This window comes from Actinophytocola sp. NPDC049390, assembly GCF_044466355.1.
Taxonomy (GTDB): domain Bacteria; phylum Actinomycetota; class Actinomycetes; order Mycobacteriales; family Pseudonocardiaceae; genus Actinophytocola.
Genome location: NZ_JBITMQ010000001.1, coordinates 1,017,696 through 1,039,955 on the forward strand (window position 1 = coordinate 1,017,696; position 22,260 = coordinate 1,039,955).

The following is a 22,260-nucleotide window of genomic DNA, read 5'->3' on the forward strand; positions in this document are numbered from 1 at the left end:
AGGAGGACGCTGATGTACGGCAGGCGTGAGCAGGTCGAGGCTCATTCGTTTCTGGTCGGCCGGATCCAGGCCGCGGTGCTCCGCACGGACCCGGACGCGCCGGACCGTCCGCTGCGGCGGACGACCGTCGGCCTGGCCGGTGGCATCGGCGTCGCCATCCTCGTCATGGCGATCGTGCTGATCGTCGCCCTGTTCGTCGGCCGGGGGAGCGACGACTGGCGCGAGAAGCCCGGCACCCTGGTCGTCGACGAGGACTCCGGCAACCGCTACCTGCTCGTCGACGGCCGGCTGCGGCCGGTGCTCAACTACGCGTCCGCGCGGCTGCTGGTCGAAGGCAACCCGCCGGTCGCGACGGTCGGCTCCGCCGACCTCGCGGACTTCCCCAAGGGCGCGCCGATCGGCATCGCGGGCGCCCCGGACACGCTGCCGCCCACCAACCCGTCGAACCAGCCGTGGACGGTGTGCGCGGGCGTTGACGACAAGGACCCGGGTGTCGCGGTCACCGTCGGCGACCTGCCTGGCGTCAGCGAGGTCGGCGAGAACGAGGCGGTACTGGTCAGCGCCGGTGGCGAACGGTACCTGGCGTGGGGTGGCACCCGGTTGCGGATCACCGCGCCGTGGGTGCCGCGCGCGCTCGGCCTGGACCCGGACGCGGCCGTGCCGGTGGACTCGGCCTGGCTCAACACGTTACCGTCCGGGCCGGACCTCGGCCCCCCGCCGGTGACGCACGGCGGCGCGGGCCCGGTGGTCGCGGGCCAGCCGTCCGTGGGCGGCCAGCTGGTGACCGTGCCGGACGCGGTGGGGGACAAGACGTTCGTCGCAGCGGAAGGCGGGCTGGTGCCCGTGTCGCCGACGGTCGCGACGCTGCTCGGGGCCGACCCGGACCAGCCGCGGCCGCCTGCCATCGCGATCACACCGGCACAGCTCGCGGACCAGAACGTGCTCCCCGCGCCGGTGTGGCAGTCGGAACTGCCGCCGAACCCGCCCGCCGCGATGGATCTCTCCGGCCAGGTGCCGTGCGTGCGCTGGCAGGGCGACCGGGCGGCGCTCGTCGCCGCGCCCGGCATGAGCGGGTCCTCGTCGGACCCGGTCGGGGTGACGCGGGACGGCCGGGTGGCCGACCTCGTCGAGGTCACCCCCGGCGCGGGCGTGCTCGCCCGCACCCGACCGGCGCCCGGTGTGCCCGGCGCGGGTGTCTACCTGGTCACCGAAGCGGGCGCGAAGTTCCCGGTAGCCGACGAGAAAGCCGCGCAGGCACTGGGTTATGCGATCGACGCTGCCCAACTGGTCCCCGCGGAGCTGTTGGCGCTGCTGCCGACCGGACCGGTGCTCGACCTCATCGGCTAGTGCCGGCGAGTCATGAAAACAACGAAGGAGGAGATTTCCTGATGGCGAACTACGGCTACGACGACGGAATGCTGTTGCAGGTCATCGGCGCCACCGAAACCGCGCTCGGCCAGATGAACCAGGTGAACAGTGCCGTGCTCGGGATCTCCGGTCAGATGCCGGTGGTCAACAACTCGACGTCCGGGGTGAAGCTCGCCGGTCTGCTCGGCGACTGGAGCACCGACTACCAGAAGATCGTCACACAGCTGTCCGAGCTCAACACCAAGGCGCAGGGCCTGCTTGCGCTCAGCCGCAACATCGAGGTCGAGACCGGCGGCGCGGCCCAGTAGCCGACCGAACCTTTTCCAGAAGGGACCCATCCATGACCGCGTTCGACGTCAACCACGACGGCTACCTCGACGTGAACGAGCAGCTGTACCGAGCGGTCGGCCAGCTCGGCACCATCATCGAGGAACTCAACACCTCCCTGAGGAACATCCCCCAGGCGACGTGGGGCCAGGCCGCGCCCATCTGGCTGGAGAACCAGCAGCAGTGGAACTCCGCCTACGCGAACATGACCCAGCGGATCAACGTCACCTCGGTCTCGTCGATCAACATCCACGAGATCTTCAAGGGCGGCGACCAGTCGGGCGCCCGCATCTTCCTCGGCTGACCCACGTGACATCGGCATTCCTGTTGACGGCATAGCTGGAAGGAGAATTCGGTGGGAGAGACGGATCCGGCGCAGATCCTGCCCGCGAAGAAACAGGTCACGGACACGAACGTGTCCGCTCCCGTCGGGACTCCGTTGCTGCCGCCGATGGGGATGCCGATGTCGCACCAGCCGGCCACGCCCGGCGAGCCGAGGGTGCCTGCCCACACCGAGGACGTGCCGGTCCTCCCGGCCGACACCGTCGTCGAGCCGTTCGGCGCGACCATGGCCGTCACGGCACACGAGGTCGCCACGCCCGCGATCCCCGCGACCCTGGCGGAAACCGCGGTGCCACGAACGTTCGAGCGTCTGGAGCCCGCGATCCCGGCGGAACCCGGCACACCGCTTGAGCCGCGCCTCCTGCCCGCGCGGCTGGAACCGGCCGAACGCGGCATCGAACCACTCGAACCACTCCAACCGGTCGAGCGCACGAGTTGCCGGTGCTGCGGTGACACGCACGACGGCCAGGAGGACCGCCAGTTCGAACGCTCGGGCGACCGCGCCCAGGACGATGAGCCGAGGCTTGACCACGATGCCGTGCCCGGCCGTGACGCGGTACCCGACAACGAGGTGCGGCTCGTCGACAACGACGTCCCGGTCGAGTACGGCGAGCCGCGTGAATTCGTGCGTTCCGTCAAGCCCGCGGGCGACGTGACCGATCCCGTCCGCACGGACGACGACTCCGACTCGTGTTGCTGCTGTTGCGGCGACCACCACGACTTCGACCGCGTGTCCGACGACGAGGACACCGCCACGAACGTGCCGGTCACCGACACGGACGACCACGAGGACGAGGACCGCGGCGGGCCGGACGATGACAGGGAACGTCCCGGCCGCGACGACGACGATCACCACGGCAGGGGCGAAGACCGGGGCGATGACCGGCGCGGCGACGACGAGGACGACTGCCGCCACGACGACAAGGGCGACGACAAGGGCAAGGGCGAAGGCAAGGGCGAGGGCAGGCACGACCCGGACACCCGGGGAGACGGCACGCCGCGCGAGGACCGGCCGTGGAAGGCGGTGACCGAACGGCCCGTCACCGAGCCCGAGACCGCGTACGCGGTCCGGCAGCGCGCGCCGGACGCCCCGAGGCACACGCCCGGCGAGACGATGGCCCCGCCGTCGAGGGCGAACAGGCTCGAGAAGCCCGCCGAACCCGACCCGGTGCAGGGGAAGCCCGCCCAGGTCGCCAGGCTGGCGCCGACCACGTCCACCCCGAAGCCCCGCACCGTCCTCAACGGAGAGCGGGTGCCCGCCACCCAGCTCGTTCCACCCGCCCCGCCGAACGAGGACGAGCCGCCACCGTCGAAGCCCGCCGAAACCGAGCGGGCCCACCGGATGCTGGCGCCGATGCCGGTGCGGAGCGACACGGGCAACCCGCCACCCACTCCACCGCCCGCTCCGCCGCCCGTGGTCACCTCGACGCAGCCGGGGCAGGAGGGCGCGGGCAACCCGCCGGTCCCGCCCCCGACCGAGGTGAACTCGCAGAACACCCCGGCGGTCCGCACCACGGCGGTGCCTCCGGTCGTCGGGAGCCCGGAGTCGGTCGGTACCAACCCCGGCAACAATCCCTACAACTTCGGGGGAACGTACGGTCAGACCACCGCCCCGCCCACGGACGGCAACGTCGGCCCCGACCCCAACGTCAAGTTCGACGAGGGCCAGTACAACCAGCTGATCAACGTGATCGCGGACATGGAAGCAGGCGTGTTCAACTCCGTCGTCATGGGCGACGTGTACCTCGGTAGCGAGTTGAAACTGCAGCCCTCCGGCCAGACATGGCAGCCCGCGGTCGATCTGGTGAGCAGGGGCAGCAACTTCGGCGGCTCGGTCGACACCCAGACCACCAGCCTCGGCGACTCGCTGTCCAGCTTCCACGACGCTCTCGAGGACGCGAAGGCCGTGTTCAAGAACACCGACGACCTCGCGGCCTACGACGCGACGAAGTTCACCACCGAGTATCCCGGGTTCAACGGCGGACTTTCCGGCGCGTGACCGTCCGCAGGAGGTGAGTTGTGACTGATCCTTTCGGCGCACCGCCGAAGATCACCGGCGAGGACTACTCGAACGTGACCTTCGAGCAGGTGCTGTTCGCGGTCACCGGCAACGGGGTGAACCTGCGCGGCATCCTCGACACCGGGCAGGTGCCCGGCAAGGGCTGGTTCGTCGTCGGCGGAGAAGGCGGACCCAAACCGGGCGACGAGCAGACCGACGGCCAGTCCGGCGGCACCGCGAACACCTACCACGCCTGGGACATCTGGTACGTCAACGTCAACCGGGACGACGTCCAGGCCGGCAACTGGACCACCGCGGTCAACCGCATCAACGACGGCATGGACGAGGTGGCCGGCGCCAGGTACGGCCTGATGGACGTCAACAAGCTGCACTCCGGCAAGCAGGTGGTCGACCAGTGGCTCCTCTGGCTCAAGACCAACGAGGAGACGCTGCGGCAGTGGGTCAAGAAGCTCACCAGTGACGACTCGGCCTTCAAGGGCAAGGCCGCGTACGCCATCCAGCAGGCGGTGGAACGGCTCGCGGACCACATGGACTACCTGCACGACGAGGTGGTGGTCAAACGGAAGACCTCCCAGGCGCTGGAGACGACAGCGGAGGCGCTGAGCCGGTTCGCCACCAGCATGGCCTTCGTGTGGGCCTTGTACGTCGGCGGCCTGAGAAACATCGTGGGCAACACCATGGACGCGGTCATCGCCAACGTCAGCAGGTACCTGCGCGGCATGGGCCTGGTGCACGGCGAGCCCAACTACGTGCTGGACCTGCTCGTGGAGTACGGCAGCAGGACCGACGCGGAGACCCACATCAAGAACGTGATCTCCAGCTACAGCTCCGACGCGGTGCAGGGACCGAAGGTCGTCGGTTCGTCGAGCAGCTCGCACACGCAGGGCAACAGCTACGCGGCGCATTCGTGGTCCACCAACACCAGCTTCACCATGGACTGGACCGACCCGGCGTACAGGTTCACTCCGGGCGGGCCGCTCCCGACGGATCTGGGCGTGCTCAGCGGCCCGCTGGACCAGCAGGCCACATGGGACGCGATCAACGTCAAGATCAGCAACTACGTGCGCACCACGATGAAGCCGCTGGACACCTGGGCCGGGGAACTGATCGCCAACCTGGCGTCCGCGTACGCCAGGACCATCGCCCCCCTCAAGGCGCTCACCCCGTACAAGCCGACGCCGACCGGTGGCGGCGCGGGGGGCGGCAACGTCCCGCCTCCTGGTGGCGGTGGCAACCTCCCGCCGCCGCCCGGTGGTGGCAACTTCCCGCCCCCGCCTGGTGGCAACAACCAGCCGCCCCCGTTCGGTGGTGGGAACGAGCCGCCTCCGTTTGGTGGTGGGAACCAGCCGCCGCCGACCGGTGGTGGGAGCGTGCCGCCGCCGTTGGGTGGTGGGAACGTGCCGCCGCCGTTGGGTGGTGGGAACGTGCCGCCGCCGTTCGGTGGTGGGAACCAGCCACCGCCGTTCGGCGGCGCGAACCAGCCGCCGTTGGGTGGTGGGAACGTGCCGCCGCCCTTCGGTGGCGGGAACCAGCCACCCGGAGGCGGCAACGGCAACCTGCCACCGTTCCCGGACTCCGTCACGGGCAACCTTCCGCCTGGCGGCGGGAACAACCTCCCGGGGAGTCCCGTCCCGTTCGTCCCGCCGGGCGGTCTGGTCGGCCCGACGGGCTCGAACAACCCGCCAGTCAACAACAGGTTGGTGGACTCGAACGGGAACCCGATCACGGACCCGTTCGACCCGGCGAACGGGGGCCCGTCGTTCAGCACCAGCAACCTGCCGTCCGACCTCGGCGAGTTCCCGCCGGGCGGCACCAGCAACCTGCCCGGCGACTTCAGCAACCTCCCTGGGCTGGAGAACCCGCCCGGTGGCGGCACCAACCTGCCGGATGACGTCACGAACTTCCCGCCGGGACTGGAGAACCCGCCGGGCGGCGGCACCAACCTGCCCGGCGACTTCACGAACCTTCCTGGGCTGGAGAACCCGCCCGGCGGCGGCACGAATCCGCCGGGCGACTTCAGCAACCTTCCTGGGCTGGACAACCCACCCGGCGGCGGGACCAACCTCCCGGGCGACTTCACGAACTTCCCGCCCGGCGGGAGCAGCAACCTCCCCGGGGACTTCTCGAACCTGCCCGGCGGAAACGGCAACCCGTCCGGCGGCGCGACGAACATGCCGGGTGGCTCGACGAACATGCCCGGCGACGTCTCGAACCTGCCCGGTGGCGGCGGCGGTGGCGGAGGCGCGCCCGGGGGCGGGTTCGGCAACCTGCCGGGCGGCGGCAACGGTGCGACGGGCGGGTTCGGTGGCGAGGGCTGGTCGGACTGGTCCGGCCAGAGCCAGGACACCGACACCGACGGGTCCGCCTTCGCCAGCGGCGGCGGGCAGCGGCCGGGGTCGCCGATGATGCCACCCATGATGCCGCCGATGATGCCCGGCAACCAGGGCGGCAGCAAGGAACGTGAACGGCAGACCTGGCTGTCCGAGGACGACAAGGTCTGGGGCACCGAGCCGGGCGCGGGCAACGGCGTCATCGGTCTGCCCAACGACATCGACTTCTCCGCGGACGAGCCACTCGCGCCGACCCACGTGCACGTCAGTTCCACGACGCCACGCGGCAAGCCGGCCGACAAGGCCAAACAGCCGGAGAAGCAGGCCGACCAGACGGCCGAGCAGACGGCGACCAGCTAGGAGGTCGGATGTTCTCCCCACTGCACAACGAGATGAACGACGCGATCGGACAGTTGCGGGCCAGACAGGAACAGCTCGCCACCGCGTTCGGCAAGGTCGAGGAGGTGGCCGCCAGCGCCACCACCAAGGACAGGTTGATCAAGGCCACTGTGGACGGTCAGGGCCGGCTGACGGAGCTGGCGTTCAAGGGCCAGCGGTGGCGTGAGATGGCGCCCAAGGAACTGTGCGCGAAGATCGTGGAGGTGGTCGCGGACGCGCAGGGGAAGGCCGCGGCCTCGGTGCAGGAGCTGATGACCGGTCTGCTCCCGGACGGCGTGGACCTCGAGCGGCTGCGCGAGACCGGCCCGGACCTGGACGCCATGATCGACTCGGCGATCGCGGACGTCGGGCGGTGGTCGCGATGAGCGACCGCCTCTACGTCGACGTCGCCGCGCTCACGAACGGCGGCATCAACCTCGACGAGTGGTCCAGGCTGGCGAAGGACATCGCGGGCAGGGTGGACCGTGCGGTCTCGCTGTACCGGCACGCGGGCGGCGGCGGCGAGATGGGCGAGCAGTACAACACGAACTACAAGCCGGGCGAGGCGAAGGCGCTGCAGTTCCTGGTGATGCTCAACGAGATCGTGGGCAGCTACTCCGACCGGACGCTCCAGGTGGCGCGGAACTTCGAGGACACGAACAACGAGGCCGACCACACCGCACCGAACGCGTAGGGATCCGCCATGGCGATGGCCGTCAGCCCGGAAGTGGCGAAGCTGTTCCAGGTGCTCACCGGCGAGGAGTGGCCGGACGCCGACGAGGACCAGCTGCGCGCACTCGCGGCCGAGTGGGCGGCCGCCGCGCAGGACCTGGGCCAGCTGGCCGTGGGCCTGCGCGGCGCCGTGGCGGCGATCCGCGCCAACTTCGCCGGCGAGGCCGAACGAGCCTTCGCCGAACGCGTGTCCCCGTTCATCGAGGGCGACAACCTCATCGACGTGGCCGCGCAGCTGTTCAACGACCTGGCCAAGACGCTGCTCGACCTCGCACTCGACGTCGAGTACATGAAGCTGGTCATCATCCTGTCGCTGATCGCGCTGATCGCCGAGATAGCGTGGGCCATCGCCATGTCCCCGTTCACCGGGGGCGCCACGATGGCGTGGCTCGCGGCCCGGTTCGCCATCGTCCGGTTCATGATCCAGAACCTGCTCCGCCGGATCATCCTGCAGGTCCTGCAGGTTGCCGTGTTCAGCATCGCGTTCCAGCTGCTGATCGACGCCGCCGCCCAGACGATCCAGTTCGCCATGGGCACCCGGCACGAGTGGAACACCAAGCACACCGCCAACGCGGCCGGTGTCGGTGCCATGGGTGCCGCGCTCGCGCTGCCGATCGGCGGGCTGGGCAAGATCATCGGTGGGGGCCTCAGCAACATCGTCACCAGCGCGTTCGCCAAGAGCACCATCAAGAACATCACCGAGATCGGCACCGAAGCCTTCCACGAGATGATCACCGAGGCGCTCTACAAGTACGCCACGGAGGGCGAGTTCGAGCTGAACCCGTACGCGGCCACGGCGGGCGCCGCGTCCGGCGGCGCCGAGGTGGCAGGCAGCTCCATCGGCGACAAGTTGTTCGGTGGCAAGGGCCCCGACAGCGGTGGTGGCGGCAACGACCGAAGCGGCCCGTCGGGGAACCCTCCGAACAGTCCTGTCGACAGCACCGCGTCGGATGGCCCGTCGGGTGGTGCCGGGGGTTCTTCCGGAGGTCCGAACGCGGGCCCGAACGCGGGCCCGTCCGGCGGCCCCTCGGGCGGCCCCTCCGGCGGTCCGTCTGGCGGGCCGGGCAACGGTCCGGTTGGTGGCCCGGGTAACGGTCCCGTTGGTGGGCCGGGTGGCGGTCCGGTTGGTGGGCCGGGTAACAGTCCTGTCGGTGGGCCGGGCAACGGTCCGGTTGGTGGGCCGGGTGGCGGTCCATCTGGCGGGCCGGGCAACAGTCCTGTCGGTGGGCCGGGTGGCGGTTCCGTTGGTGGGCCGGGCAACGGTCCGGTTGGTGGGCCGGGTGGCGGTCCATCTGGCGGGCCGGGCAACAGTCCTGTCGGTGGGCCGGGTGGCGGTCCCGTTGGTGTGCCGGGCGACGGTCCTGTCGGTGGGCCGAGTGGCGGTCCAACTGGTGGGCCGGGTAACGCTCCTGTCGGCGGTCCGTCTGACAGTCTTTCCGGTGGGCCGGGTAACGGTCCCGCTGGCGGGCCCAGCGGTGGGCCGAACGACAGTCCGATCGGCTCGAACGATGGCCAGTCCGGTGTGGGCGACGGCGGCCAGACCGACAGGGGATCGAACGGCGTCACCGATGGCCCCATCGGCGGCAGCCAGCCGACGGACCGCACCGTCACGGGCCCCGGCGGCACCGAGCCGGGCCAGTCGGGGAACAACACCACCTCGCCACCGGTGGCGTCGAATCCGCAGCAAGCGGACCCGCAGCCTTCGGTGACGCCACCAGCGGATGGCCAGACGGCTCCGGTGTCGCAGCCGCCGGGTGGTGGTCAGGTTCCGCCGGTGGTGCAGGAACCGACTGGTGGGACGCCGTCGCCGGGCGACGGGCAGACGGCCCCCGTATCACGCGGGCCGGGCGACGGTCAGGTCACGCAGCCGGGCGGTGGGCAGACAGCTCCGGTCACGCAGCAGCCGAACGCCGGGGGCACGGAAACGTCGTCGCCGAGCAGCGGCCAGACGTCGCAGCCCACACAGCAGCCGCCGAGTGCGAACAACGGGCCCGCACCTGTCGAGCAGCAGACCGACCCGCAGGGGCCGGACACGACCTTCGCGCCGCCGCCCGTCGTGCAACAGGAACCGACCACGAACCAGCCCGCCGCCCCACCGGCGAGCACCCAAACCTCCGGCACCTCCCAGCCGTCGAACACGTCGCCGAACACGACGCAGGCGTCCGGTGGATCACCGAACCCGGTGCCTGCCGTGACGCAGCCGTCGACCAGTGGCACACCGAACTCGGCGCCTCCCGTGACGCAGCCGTCGACCAGTGGCACACCGAACTCGGCGCCTCCCGTCACGCAACCGTCGGCGAACTCGCCGGTGACGACCCCGCGCACGGCCCCGCCCGGCACGCGACCGGCGCGGTCCACGGGCACCACGCCGAGCAGCAGGGCGCCCGAGATGACGAGCGCGTCGCAGGAGTTCCCGAACCCGCCCGCCGCGCCACCCCGGGTGGCCACCTCGGGGGAGGCAGTCGCGGCGCTCGGTGGGGTCACTCAGGACCGTTCGCGGTCCGTCCCCGACAGCTACCAGCTGTCCCAGAACCCCGAACACACCATCGCCCCGCCGAGCATCGTGACGATGGCGGACTCCGGCGGTATCCGGGACTACACGGTCCCGCCGTCGACCCCGACGTACGGTGTTCCCCCGGCGCCGGCGTGGACGCCGATCGCGCCCGCGGACGCGGACCCGTCCGCGCTCTACACCGAGTTCGTGAACTCGACGTTCCACCACCCGAGGTTCGGGAACCTGCCGATGCCGACCCGGCATCCAGAGGACGGTTGCTACTACCGGGCGCACAAATGGACGGAGGCGTTGCAGGCCAAGGGCATCGACGTCCGGAAGGTGTTCGTCGGGCGTGGCCGTCCGGCGCTGAAGACGATGTCGAGCAACGCGTACGGCGCCACCACGGGCAACCCGCGACCGGTCATCTGGGGTTACCACGTTGCCCCGCTGATCGCGATCCCGTCACCCGGCGGCGGGCCGCCGAGGCACGTGGTGCTCGACCCCGCCATGGGCAAGGGTGTGCTGGACCTGCGGAAATGGCTTGAGCTGGCCGGTGTCGAGGACGGCTTCGCCGACCAGGACCTGACCAACCCGAAGCCGTATCGCCACCCCTTCAACGCGCGCAGTCTCGTGCCCGGAGAGGCGCGGGTGCTGATCACCGACCCGTTCGCGATGTTCCCGCCCTGGTCGAAGTTCACCGATGACGGTGACGTGATCGGCCCGGCCTCAAAGGCCGATGCCGACCAGGTCGCGGATCAGCTCGCGAACATGATGGCCGCGTACACCGTCGAGGCGTCGAAACGCCAGAAGTTCCGCGACTGGGTCGACGCACTGCCCAGCACCGAGAACGCCTGGTTCAACCTGGCGAACAACCAACTCCAGAACAACGACCTGACCGCCGCCCAGGACTGGTTCCGTGACCTCAGCCGCGCGGCGAAGGCCGACTTCGCCGGCAAGCTGGGGGACCTGCCCACGCAGGCGCTGAACTCGATCCCCTCGGTGCGGGAGGACATCGAGGCGATACGCGACCACCTCGGCGGTCTGTCACCGGAACGCCGGGACATGGCCATGGACACGGCGTCGAACATCGTCAACAAGGTCCACCAGGACCTGCCGGGCGGAAATCTGCGCGCACCGTTGCTGGATGTCATCACGGACCTGGTGGCGCACACGTACGACACCGAAAACGCCGACGCGGCCATCAAGCAGGCGGAGACCCTCGCGGGCGACTTCGGCTCGCCCGACTGGTGGTACAGCCAGAACGGCGATCCGGTGGGCACGGCGTTCGACTCGATCCGCGCCGCGGTCGGCACGCCCCCACCCAGCCCGAGCCCGTCCGGCGGCAGCGCCACCACCCAGGATCCGCCCGCCGGTGAACCGAACCCGGCAAGCGCGCCCGCCACCGGCCGGACGCTGGAACTGCATGAGCTGCTGGGCATGACAGGGAACGACCAGACGTTCCCCAACCCACCGGCAGCGCCACCACCCGCGCCACCACTGCCCGAGCCGACATCACGCGAGACGCAGGCGGAGAGCGGGCCGACGGACAAGCCGGAGCGTTCCTTCGGACCGGCGCCGGAGGCGAGTTTCACCTTCGGGCCGGACGGCACCCGGTTGGGCGACGAGCAGCGGACCACCTTGGACGCACTGGTCGACGTGCTCACCAACGCGACGCAGACCCGGGCGCAGGACGGTCACCTGCCGCCGACGGTGACCGTGTCGGGCGACGGTGCGCAGGTGATCGTGGACGCGCTCGCGGACCACGGCATCGACGCGAAGGCACAGCCGGGACGCGCGGACGGTGCGGACGTGCACGTCGACTGGAGCCCGAAGCGGGCGAACCAGAACCCGGCCGAGCAGATCCTGAACGACGAGTCGTGGCGGCACAGCACGGCCGAGAACGCCACGTGGTTCGACCCGAAGGCCGACCGCGTCCCGCCCCAGGTGATCGAGAACGCGGCCGGTTCCCACCCGGTCGTGGGACAGGTGCGCGGCGAACAGGGCGGCCTGCGGACGGACGGCTCGGTGTGGCGCGGGCCGATCGGCTACGACATCCGCCGGTTCGACGTGGAGCACGAGGTGCCCGGCCCGGACGGCACGCCGGTGCGGGTGACGGTGCCAGTGGAGCACCACACCACGAAGCTGCACCTCGACCCGGGCGACGACAACGTCGACATCGACGCGCTGCGCGAGCGGGTGCGGACCGGTGTGGACGAGATGTACAACCAGGGCTACCGGACGGCGGGCGGCCGCCAGTTCCACGTGTCCGTGGAGTTCACCGACAACCCCGCCGAGGCGCACGGCGTGATCAACGTCGGCGTACCGCGGAGTTCGATGAACCAGCTGAACTGGTCGGCCGACGCCACCGCGCGGGAACTCGGCCACGAGGTCGGCCACTTCCAGGGCATGCACGACGAGTACCTCGCCACCGGGGACGTCCGGCCGGTCTTCAACCACCAGGACGGCAAGGGCCACGTCATGTCCGACAAGGGCCCGATGACCGAGCACGTCGCCGACGCCGACGCGTCGTTCAAGCCCCGCAACATGTGGCTCATCGAGAACCGCATGAACGCGCTCGAATCCGATGCGGGGCCGCTGCCCGCACCGCTCGGCGAGTTCCCCGACCCACCGAAGTCACCCGGCCACGAGGCGGCACACGCCGCGGTCGACGCAGCGCGCAGGCGCCTGGACGCGGCGGAGAACCAGCTGGCGCGCGCGAGCGCGGTGACCCCGCCGGACCCACGCGCGATCGCCGCGGCGGAGAACCGGGTGGCCGCCGCGACGTCCGCGCTGGACACCGCCAACGATCGCCTTTCGTCGGTGGAGTACCACAACTGGCTGGGCGACGCGTTCAGCGACGCGGAGTCACTGCACGACACGGACGACGCCGCGAGCCTGGCTGAGCAGCCGTCCCCGCCCGCACCGCACCGCGCCCTCACGGACGTGCTGCCGCGCGAGGACTGGTACCGGCTCTACCTCGACCCGGCGCACTTCGACCTGGCCGAGGCGTTGTTCCCCCACGATCCCGGTTCGTTCTACGACCACGACGAGTCACCGGGCTTCCAGGCGAGCATGGAGGCGGCGTACGAGAAGTTCCTCGACCCGGAGAAGTTCCCCGAACAACGGTTGACCGCCGACGTGTACGAACAGATGCACGACGTCGTCAACTCCTCGCTGAAGGACAAGACCAACTGGACCGCCCAGGACCACGAGGCGACGACGTTCCCGTTGCGGGCCGAGAACCCCAGCCCGGACGTCCTGACCGAGACGGTCGCCGGCCGGCCACTGCTGGTCGAGGGCGGCGACTACCTTTTCGGTGGCAACGCGGTCGCGTTCATCGACCGGACCGGCAACCGGCCGTACATCACGACGAACTACGCGTTCGAGGACGTCAGGGGACTCGTCGACGCGGTGTTCAACCAGTTCTACGACGACATGGCGAACGCGCGCACGGACGCCGACCGGTTCAGGGCCATCGGCCGCGCGGTGCGCACCGTGCACATCGTGCATCCGTTCAACGACACGAACCGCCGCCTCAACGTGCACCTGTTGCTGCCGCGGTTGCTGCTGGAATCCGGCTTCCAGCCGGTGGCGTTCAAGGACATGGACCAGTTGTTCCAGGGTGGACGGTCGCTTGACCAGATCGCCGACGCGCTCGCACGTGGCCAGGGCATGGATCTGACCGGCCGGATCCGGGGCACGGACACGGACAGCATCGCCTCGACGGACGAGACACGGCCTGCCGACGCGCAGCGCGGCCTGGAGTTCCCGCCGGGGATGCCGCCGAGGAAGAAGAAGCCGGTGGTGGCCTGGGCGGCCGCTGAGGTGATCACCGGACGGCACCTGCCGCCGCCGCCCGCCGGGGACCCCGGCCGGGTGGCGTTCGACGACATCGTGGACGCGGTCGCGCTCCAGTACCAGAGCTACGGCCACTTCCACGCCGACCAGCTGGCGAGGAACCTCGCGGCCCGCCCGGACGCCGTCGCCGGGTCGAATCCGGGGCCGTGGACCTACCGGGTGACCCGCGCGCTGGCGGTGGCGGACGCGCTGAACGCCGACGGCAAGGCGGCCTACGACGCGGCCGCGGACGAGGTCGCGGAGATCGTCAAGCGCCACCACGGGCTGCCGGAGGACAGGAACCCGGCGAACTCGATGTTCGGCGAGATCATGGCGGTGGTCGGCCTCCGGCACCTGTCCGGCGGGCACGACAGCGCGGACGCGCTGGCACAGCGTCTCGCGGACCAGCTCGGCACCGGCCACCGCCCGGACGAGACGGGGGAGGGGCAACGCTCCGGCACCGGTTCGCCATCGCCCGCGCCACCGGAGCCCAGGACCGGCACGCCGGAACCGCCACCCGCGTTCACGACCGACGTCCCGGCCATCGAGGTGACTCCGGCGCAGGATGTGCCGGTGATCGAGGTGACTCCGGCACAGGACGTCCCGGTGATCGAGGTGACGCCCGTGCAGGACCTCCCGGTCATCGAGGTGACTTCGGCTGAGGAGGCGTTCCCGAACCCGCCCGCGGCACCGAAGCGGGTCGAGTTCGCCGCCGCGCCGGAGGAGATCGAGTTGGGGCCGCTCCCGCCGGAGTCCACGTCCCCGGAGACGGTCGTGCCGACCGAGGGCACCGAGCAGCGGGAATCCGGCCGGGAGACCCGGCCGAACCCGTTCGCGGACCGGATCACCGCCGCGGCCGAAGCGGTCGACAGCGCGGCCCAGGCGCGGGACGACATCGCGTCCACCCTCGGCCCCATCAAGACCGACAACGCCAAGGCGCAGCGCCACGTCGACACCATCGAGCGGTCCACAAGGGACACGCGGGGCGCCGTGGTCGCGACCGAACAGGCCTTCGGCCCCAACCCCGACCGGATCGACCAGGCACAGCGGAACCTCACCGCGGCGACCGAGGGCCTCGCCGCCGCCCGCGACGGTCTCGACGGCGCCAGGAACCGGCACGAGGAAGCCGCCGACCGGCTGGCCGAGGCCAGGGAGAACAACTCGGACGACGGCATTCGCCGCTGGGCGAGGATCGAGCGGGAACGGGCCCGCGACGCCCGAGCCGCGGAGCACGACGTCACGCAGGCCGACATCGCCCACCGCCAGGCCGTGCAGGACCTCGACCACGCCCGCGCCACCGAGGTCGCCATGACGGCCGCCCGCGACACCCACGGCACGGCGACGTCCGCGCTCGACACCGCGGGCAACGCCGTCATCACGATCACCGACGCCCACACCAGAACCCAGAACGCCCTCAACGAGGCCAACACCGCGGCCGCCCAGGCCAACACGGTGCTCGCCGACCTGCGGGACGCCGCCAACCGGGCCAACGAAGCCGACAACCTGTTCACCGACCTCACCCGCAGGCGCGACACGATCACCGGGCAGATCACCACGATCACCGGCACCCGCACCGAACTCGCCGGACAGCGCAACGAGCTCGCCGCGCAGCGGGACGACCTCGCCGACCAGCGCGACGAGGTCGACGCACAGCCCGTGACCGACGAGAACCGGCACCGACTCGACGCCCAGCGGCACGACCTGAACACCCGGATCACCACACTGGACGACCGGATCACCGAGCTGGACACCCGGATCACCGGGCTGGACAGCCAGGTCACCACGCTCACCGCACAGGCGACGGACCTCGGCGCCCGCGCCGAGACCGCCAGGAACCGGTACGACGACGCGGTCCGTACCTTCGACACCGACCTCGACCGGATCGACACCCACGTCCGCGCCGCGCGGGACGCCCGGACCGCCGCGAACACCAGCCGTGCGGACGCGACGAAGGCGGTGGCGGACGCCGAGGCGGCCAAGACCGACGCCGAGGACGCGGCCAAACAGGCCAAGGTGGAACGCGGCCTCACGATGCTGTCGTTCCTGCCGCACAACTCCGAACTGCACATCGAGACGCTCGGCGGCCGCGACCAGCTGATCGACGGGCTCGCCGACGCGTCCGGCCTGCCGCGCGCCGACATCGCCGACCAGCTCGGCGCGATGAGCGACGAGCAGGTCACCGACGCGATCAACCGCGGCACCATCAGCGTCACCACGCCCAGGGGCACGGTCGACGTCACCGTCCACGTCGACCTCCACCGCCCGGCCGACACCCGGACGGCGCCGCAGCACCAGCAGCCCGCCGGGATCAAGTCCCAGTCGGCCGAGGAGAGCAGCGTCCCGAAGACCGAGGCGACGTCGAGCACCGTGCCGATCCGCATCCCCCTGCTGTTCATCTCCCCGCTGGACGTGGCGGGTGGGGTGATGCGGCCGATCGCCTACGTCGGGGTCACCGGCAAGCGCAGCCAGAAGTTCGAGTCGTCGACGACCACGAGCGGCTCGACGTCGTCCGAGCGGTCCGCGTACGTGCCGACCACGCTCTCGCTGACTCTGTCCGGGCCCGGCGGCACGGGCCCGGTGACCAGCTCGATCGACGCCGGGCTGCGGCTGCCCGACATCACCCGTGTCGACCCGGTCCGGGCGCCGCTGCCCGACAACGACTACGACGGCGTGCGGAACGCGCCCGCGGCCGTGCCACCGGCGTTCCGCGACCTGCTCGGCAACTCGCCGGACGGCGCGGCGACGTTGGGCGAGCTGTTGCTCACCCGGGGCACGGGGCCGAAGACCGTCACGGTCGACGGGACGGCGGTCGTCGTCACGCCCGCGGGCCCCGCACAGATCACGCTGGCAGGCACCACGTCGTCCGACGTCTCGCGCGGCAGCACCCACGGCACCGCCTGGCAGACCGTCCGCGGCAGCGACGCCACCTTCGGGTTCGGCGTCTACGGCGGGCCGAAGAGCTGGTACGTAGGCGGTTTCGCCGACTTCAGCACCGGCCTCACCAGCGCGAGCACGCCCGGCGTCGAGGACTCGGTGACACAGTCGGGCACCACCACCGAACTGGTTTACCAGATCGACCGCCCGATGCGCGTCGACCAGGGCGGCACCAACGCGCACGACACCGTGTCCGGCATGGTCAAGGTGCCGGTGGCGCAGGCCCGCGCGCTCGGGCTGCCGCTGCCGCCGCACCTGTCGGGCAGCACCGCGGGCCCGGGAGGGACCCGGTACATCTTCGGCCGCGACGACATCACGTCGGTCGACACCGACGCGGTCGAGAACTTCGTCACCGGCGCGTTCACGGACACGCCGAACGGGCTCAGCGACAAGGGCCGCGCCGCGATCGCCGCCCTGTTCAGCTCGCAGAACACCGCCCGCGACACCATCTACGACGCGATGCACGGCGGCGCGCAGGCCGTCTGGACCAAGGGCGGCACGACCCACATCGTCGACATCCACGCCGTGCCCGCGCCGCCCGCCGCCACCACGCCGTCCGGCCGGACCGACACCAGCACCGAGGACAAGCACACCGACAAGGTCGGCCGCGTGAACAACTCGACGCGGACCGCGCGGGCCGGGGTCGGCGGGGCGTACCTCCCGGTCGGCACCGACAGCCCCAACCCGAACGCGCCCAAGACCACCCCCGAGGCCGGTAACCCCGAGCCGTACCAGGGCGGCCCCACCAGGGCCACCGCCGCGCCGCGCGCGTCGATCGCGCTCAACTGGGAGGGTGGGATCTCCAACAAGTCCGGGTACTCCGGCAAGGACGGCCGTGCCGCCACGTACGCGGGCGAGATGCGCGACTACGACGGCTCCGTCCACCTCGTGGTCGTCCACCGGACGACTCCCGCGCCCAACTGGGCCCAGCGGGTGTTCCTCGGCGACCGGTTGCTGTTCGGGCCGAACGCGCACAGCAGGCTCTCCGGTCCGACGACCGCCGCGGTGGCCCAGGCACTGACCGGGAACAACACCCACCCCGACATCCGGGCGGGCGTCGTGGCCGACGCGATCACGGTGACCACCCCCGCCGACAAGCTCGGCTGGGCGGCGAACCCGTTGCCGAGAAGCACGATGACGCCGATGACGCCCGGCGTCTACCTCGGCACGCCGCCCCCGGCGCCCAACCCGACGATCGACCCGGCGTGGTTCGGCGAGTACACCAACATCGAGCACGTGCGGATCAGCCCGAACGGCACCGAAGGCGTGGAGATCGCGCTGGCCAAGCGCGTCACCCCGGCAGCGGGTACAGCGGCGGCGGCCGGGCAACCGGCCCCGGTGACACGCAGGCCGCCGAAGGGCAGCGGCAACTGGTCGTCGTGGGGGCAGAACGACGTCACCGACACCAGAACCGGCCCGGACGGCAGCCCGCACGTCACCAACTACACCTACAAACGCTCCGACCTGACCCGCCCCGGCACCACCCCCGGCAGCGCCGTGCGCGACTTCATCGGCAGGGTGGGCAGCCGCGGCACGGCCGCACAGGGCTTCGGCGGCAAACCGAACTCCACCGGGAAGATGCTCCGCGAAGGCAGGCTGTCGGACCTCAACGGCAAACTGACCGGCAAGGCCGAGTACTCGTCGCCGCGGCTGGTGGACGTCCGGCCCGAGAGCACCCTCAAACGCAACCACGCGGGCGACCAGGTCGCAGGCAGCACGAAGTCGTGGGGCGTGTCCCTCGACGGCGAGGTGAGCGGCGGCGTCCTCCCCAGGCGGGAGAACGGAACCGGCGCGATCGTCAACGGTGTGGTCGGCGGCGGCGGGAAGTACGGCCGCAGCCACGCGCTCGACCTCACCAGCGGCGGCAAGCAGGCCTTCGAGTACAAGGGTCCGACCGCGTTCGTGGCGATGGACGTGCGGTACCGGTACTCGGCGGACATGAACCTGCGCAACATGTTCCACCGCGGCGACTTCGCCGACGTGCCGGTGACCGTCGACGAACCGGACGGGATCCTCGTGGAGATGCCGGTGGCACACGCCGTCGACATGTTCACCCAGCTCGGGTTGCCGGTGCCGCCGGAGCTGACCGCGCTGCGGCCGGAGCCGAAGACACCGGTCGACGACCCGGCGCACACCCTGCTGACGGGGAACGACTACGCGTCCTACAGCGACACGTCGGTGCTGGAGACGCGGTTGACCGACTCGCTCGACGAGGTCGGCGACCGGCTGACGGAACTGGGTGTGACGGACAAGGAATGGCGCGCCGAGGTCGTCGACCAGATCGACCTGCTGCTGAACAGCCCGGCCGGGAACGTGTGGCTGCGCGACCCGCTGACCGGCGAGCAGGGCCACGGCGGCCTGATCTCGGTGCCGGACCCGGGCCTGGCGTTCGAGGACGTCGTCGACATCCGGGTCCGGACCACGCCCGCCGCCGACGTGCCACCGCGACCCGCGATCGAGAAGCTGGTGCCGGACAAGCAGTCCACGGCCGACTACGTCAGCGTGTCCAGGACCGACCAGGAGGCGACGACCTGGTCGCTGGCGGGCGCGCTCACCGTGGGCGTGCGCCACGCCGAGACCGCCGCCACACCGCCCGGGCAACCGGACGCGAACGGCGTGGTCCAGCAGGCGCCGCCGAACGCGGGCGCGTCGAGCGGCATGTTCGCACCACAGATCGCGGGCGGCGCCCGCAGTTGGAAGACCGAGACCGTCCTGGACGGCAGCGGCAGCACCAAACAGACCACCCAGGTCGACACGGACAAGGTCGGCCGGGACACAAGGCAGGTCGTCCACACCCTCGAGATCACGCGGCGCCGCAGCCCGATGCCCGCGGTCGACACGGTCGGCCTCGGCATCCCGAAGCACATCTCCTGGGACAAACCGGCCACCCGGCCGGTCACACTCCGCGGTGAGGTCGACCTGGTGTCGCCGAGCGCGAAGGCCGCACCGCCGCTCACGCGGCCGACCCGCGCCCCCGAGTTCGAGGTGCAGGCTGGCCCGCCCGCCGACACCAATCCTCTGTTCGGTCCCCACGACGGGTGGCGCGTCGAGGCCATCGGCACCGACGCGGTCAACGCGATCCACGACACCGCGTACGCGCAGCTGTCCGGCGACCAGCCGACGACGCAACGCCCCTCGGCGCGGGAGGTGGCGGAGTCGGCCGCCGTCCGGTCGGAGTACACCCGGCCCGGCAGCAACTCCGAGTACATCCTGCACAACGCCGTCAAGGGCACGACCGTGCACAACGTGTCGAACTTCGTGTTCAGCGGGGGCAACCACCGCGTGGGCCGGATCCTCGGCAGCAAACACCCGTTCTACGACGCGTTGTTCGACTACCAGCTCACCGGTCACCTCCACGGCGGGCTCACGTTCGACAAGGCGCTGCCGTCCGACACGACCATGAACCTCAGCAAGGACACCGAGACCGCGACCCCGAAGGGCACCACGAAGACCGTCAGCACCAACTTCGGTCCCGCGGTGATGACGAGCGGAGCGAACACCCACAACGCGGCCGGGCCCGCGCCGACCACCGTCAACTTCGGACCGCCCGCGTCGGAGGCGATCGGCAACGACAAGGTGACCGCCACGTCGTCGAAGACCGGCGGGGCCGCCGGCCGCAAGTACGAAGGCCGGTCGTACCTGTTCACCGTGGACCACGCCGACTTCTACTCGACCGTCAAGCGGCACGGCTCCAACTGGACGCACCGGCCGCTCACCGCGATCAAGGACGCGTTCGGCGGGCGCACACACCGGCCGGACAGCACGGTGAAGATCGGCACGTTCTCGGACGTGAAGGTCCGGGTGTGGGAGAACACGGCGCTGGACAAGGGGTTGCTCACCCTCGGCGACGTGTGGGAGCACGCGGACAAGCTGCCCGCCGCGCAGCCGTACACGGTGACGCCCGGTGCCCACGGCGCGACCATCCACCCGTCCGGGCAACCCGCGCCGACCCCGGGCGCCGCGGTGACCGGACCACGCGGCCGGAACCTGCACATCGCACCGGGAGTCTCCCAGGCGGACGTGACGACGTTCGTCGGCTCACTGCCGTCGGACATGCGCCCCGTCACCTACACCGTGGCCCAGGGCAACCCGTTCACGGCCACGGGCGTCCAGGACGCCGTGCGCGACCTGCCGGAGCCGAAGGCCGCGGAGTCCACCGAGACGAAGACCGAGACGAAGACCGAGACGAAGACCGGCGCCGAACCGAAAACGACGCGTCGGCCCGAGCCCGCCTGGACCCCGGCCGAGGCAGGACCGTCGAACCCCGTCAGGTCGGTCACGGGCCCGGAACTGAGCATGATCCAGGAGGCGATCAGGCAGGCGGACGAGGCGGAAGCGGCGGCCGTCGCACCGGAACCCGAACCGGAGCTGGCTCCGGGGGACAAGGGCAAGAAGCCGGTGCGCCCGCCGACCGACGCGATCGGCATGCGGCCACCCACGACACCGGTGGACGAGAGCACAGACGTGCCGGTGGTCGACCCGAGCCACGCCACCGACGAGACGGCGGAGTCCAGGCCCGGCAAGCGATCCCGCGACGAGTTCGAGGCCGACGACGGTCCGGTCACCACACCTGAGCCGCCGAACGTGCGGCCCGTGCCGGAACGGCTGGTCGAACCGTCCCCGGAGGACACCATCGCGCTGCTCGACGTCGTCCCGCCGGGCACGCGGTTCGCCGACCCCGTGACCTTCGCCGGCCTGATCAACCCGGCCCGTACCGCGGCAGGCCGGGACATCAACTGCGTGGACGCCGCGCTCGCCTTCCACGCGACGTACCACGGCGCGCCCCGCGTCGCGGGCAGCGCGCGCGGCGGCCTGCGCAGTGGCGCGGGCGCCGCGGCGGAGGAACTGGGTTACGCGCCAGAGCTTCTCAGCCGCGGGCCCGCGGGCCTCGGGGAGGTGATCGCACGGGTGAACCGCGCGGGTCACGGTGCGGACGCGCTCGTGTTCGGCTTCCCGCGCAGCGGCGCGGCACACCCGGGACACGCGTGGAACGTGGTGAACCACAACGGTTCCGTCCTCCTCGTCGACGCGCAGGACGGCACGGTCACCCCGGCGACGCCGGACGCGGTGCCGTGGCTTCACCGGGTGTACGCGATCCCGCTCGACGCCGACGGGAACTACGTCATGGACGACGAACCCGCGCCGACCCCGCCCACCGGTACCGATCCGTACGAGACGGCCGAGTACGAGCGCGCCGCGCGGGAGCACGGGATGCGCGCCGCCGCGGCGGCGGGCGAGGAGATCCCGGTGCCGGGTACGAACGGACGCCTCGTCCCGTCGCTCGGCGGGCTGCGGCTGGTCGGTGCCGCGGTCACCGCGGCGGTCGCCGCGGAGCTGGCCGCGATGACCGGCCGGGACGTGATCGCGCTGGTGATCGGCCCGGACGCGGTGGACGACGAGGACGAGGGCGAACCGGTGGTCGTGCCGGAGGTGCTGCGGTTCCCACCGCGCGGCCGTCCGGAGCCGGTCGCCGGGGCGTGAACTCCCGGAGTGAACTC

General features: G+C 71.2%; 8 protein-coding genes. All 8 read left to right on the top strand.

Features of this window, described 5'->3' with window-relative positions:
• Window positions 1-12 precede the first annotated feature (12 nt).
• The 8 genes from eccB to ACIBVP_RS04695 are packed head-to-tail and all read left to right on the top strand — an operon-like array spanning window position 13 to window position 22,243.
• Complete coding sequence (gene eccB / locus ACIBVP_RS04660) at window positions 13-1,347, top strand: type VII secretion protein EccB (RefSeq protein WP_396104576.1); 1,335 nt, start codon at window positions 13-15, stop codon at window positions 1,345-1,347.
• Window positions 1,348-1,388: 41 nt separating this feature from the next.
• Entirely contained in the window at window positions 1,389-1,676 is a 288-nt protein-coding gene (locus ACIBVP_RS04665) for a hypothetical protein (protein WP_396104577.1), read from the top strand.
• 32 nt (window positions 1,677-1,708) lie between these two features.
• On the top strand, window positions 1,709-1,999 hold the full coding sequence (locus ACIBVP_RS04670; RefSeq protein WP_396104578.1) for a WXG100 family type VII secretion target: 291 nt from the start codon (window positions 1,709-1,711) through the stop codon (window positions 1,997-1,999).
• A 51-nt stretch (window positions 2,000-2,050) separates the two neighbouring features.
• A complete protein-coding gene (locus ACIBVP_RS04675; RefSeq protein WP_396104579.1) occupies window positions 2,051-4,036 on the top strand; it encodes a hypothetical protein in 1,986 nt (661 codons plus the stop codon).
• A 20-nt stretch (window positions 4,037-4,056) separates the two neighbouring features.
• A complete protein-coding gene (locus ACIBVP_RS04680; protein WP_396104580.1) occupies window positions 4,057-6,747 on the top strand; it encodes a hypothetical protein in 2,691 nt (896 codons plus the stop codon).
• Window positions 6,748-6,755: 8 nt separating this feature from the next.
• Window positions 6,756-7,151 carry a YbaB/EbfC family nucleoid-associated protein gene (locus tag ACIBVP_RS04685; protein WP_396104581.1) on the top strand — a complete coding sequence of 132 codons (396 nt, stop codon included), beginning with the start codon at window positions 6,756-6,758 and terminating at the stop codon, window positions 7,149-7,151.
• Window positions 7,148-7,459, top strand: a complete 312-nt coding sequence (locus tag ACIBVP_RS04690; protein WP_396104582.1) for a hypothetical protein — start codon at window positions 7,148-7,150, stop codon at window positions 7,457-7,459. The genes ACIBVP_RS04685 and ACIBVP_RS04690 overlap by 4 nt, the downstream gene beginning before the upstream one ends.
• A gap of 9 nt (window positions 7,460-7,468) precedes the next feature.
• Window positions 7,469-22,243 carry a protein-glutamine glutaminase family protein gene (locus ACIBVP_RS04695; protein WP_396104583.1) on the top strand — a complete coding sequence of 4,925 codons (14,775 nt, stop codon included), beginning with the start codon at window positions 7,469-7,471 and terminating at the stop codon, window positions 22,241-22,243.
• The last annotated feature ends 17 nt before the right edge of the window (window positions 22,244-22,260 follow it).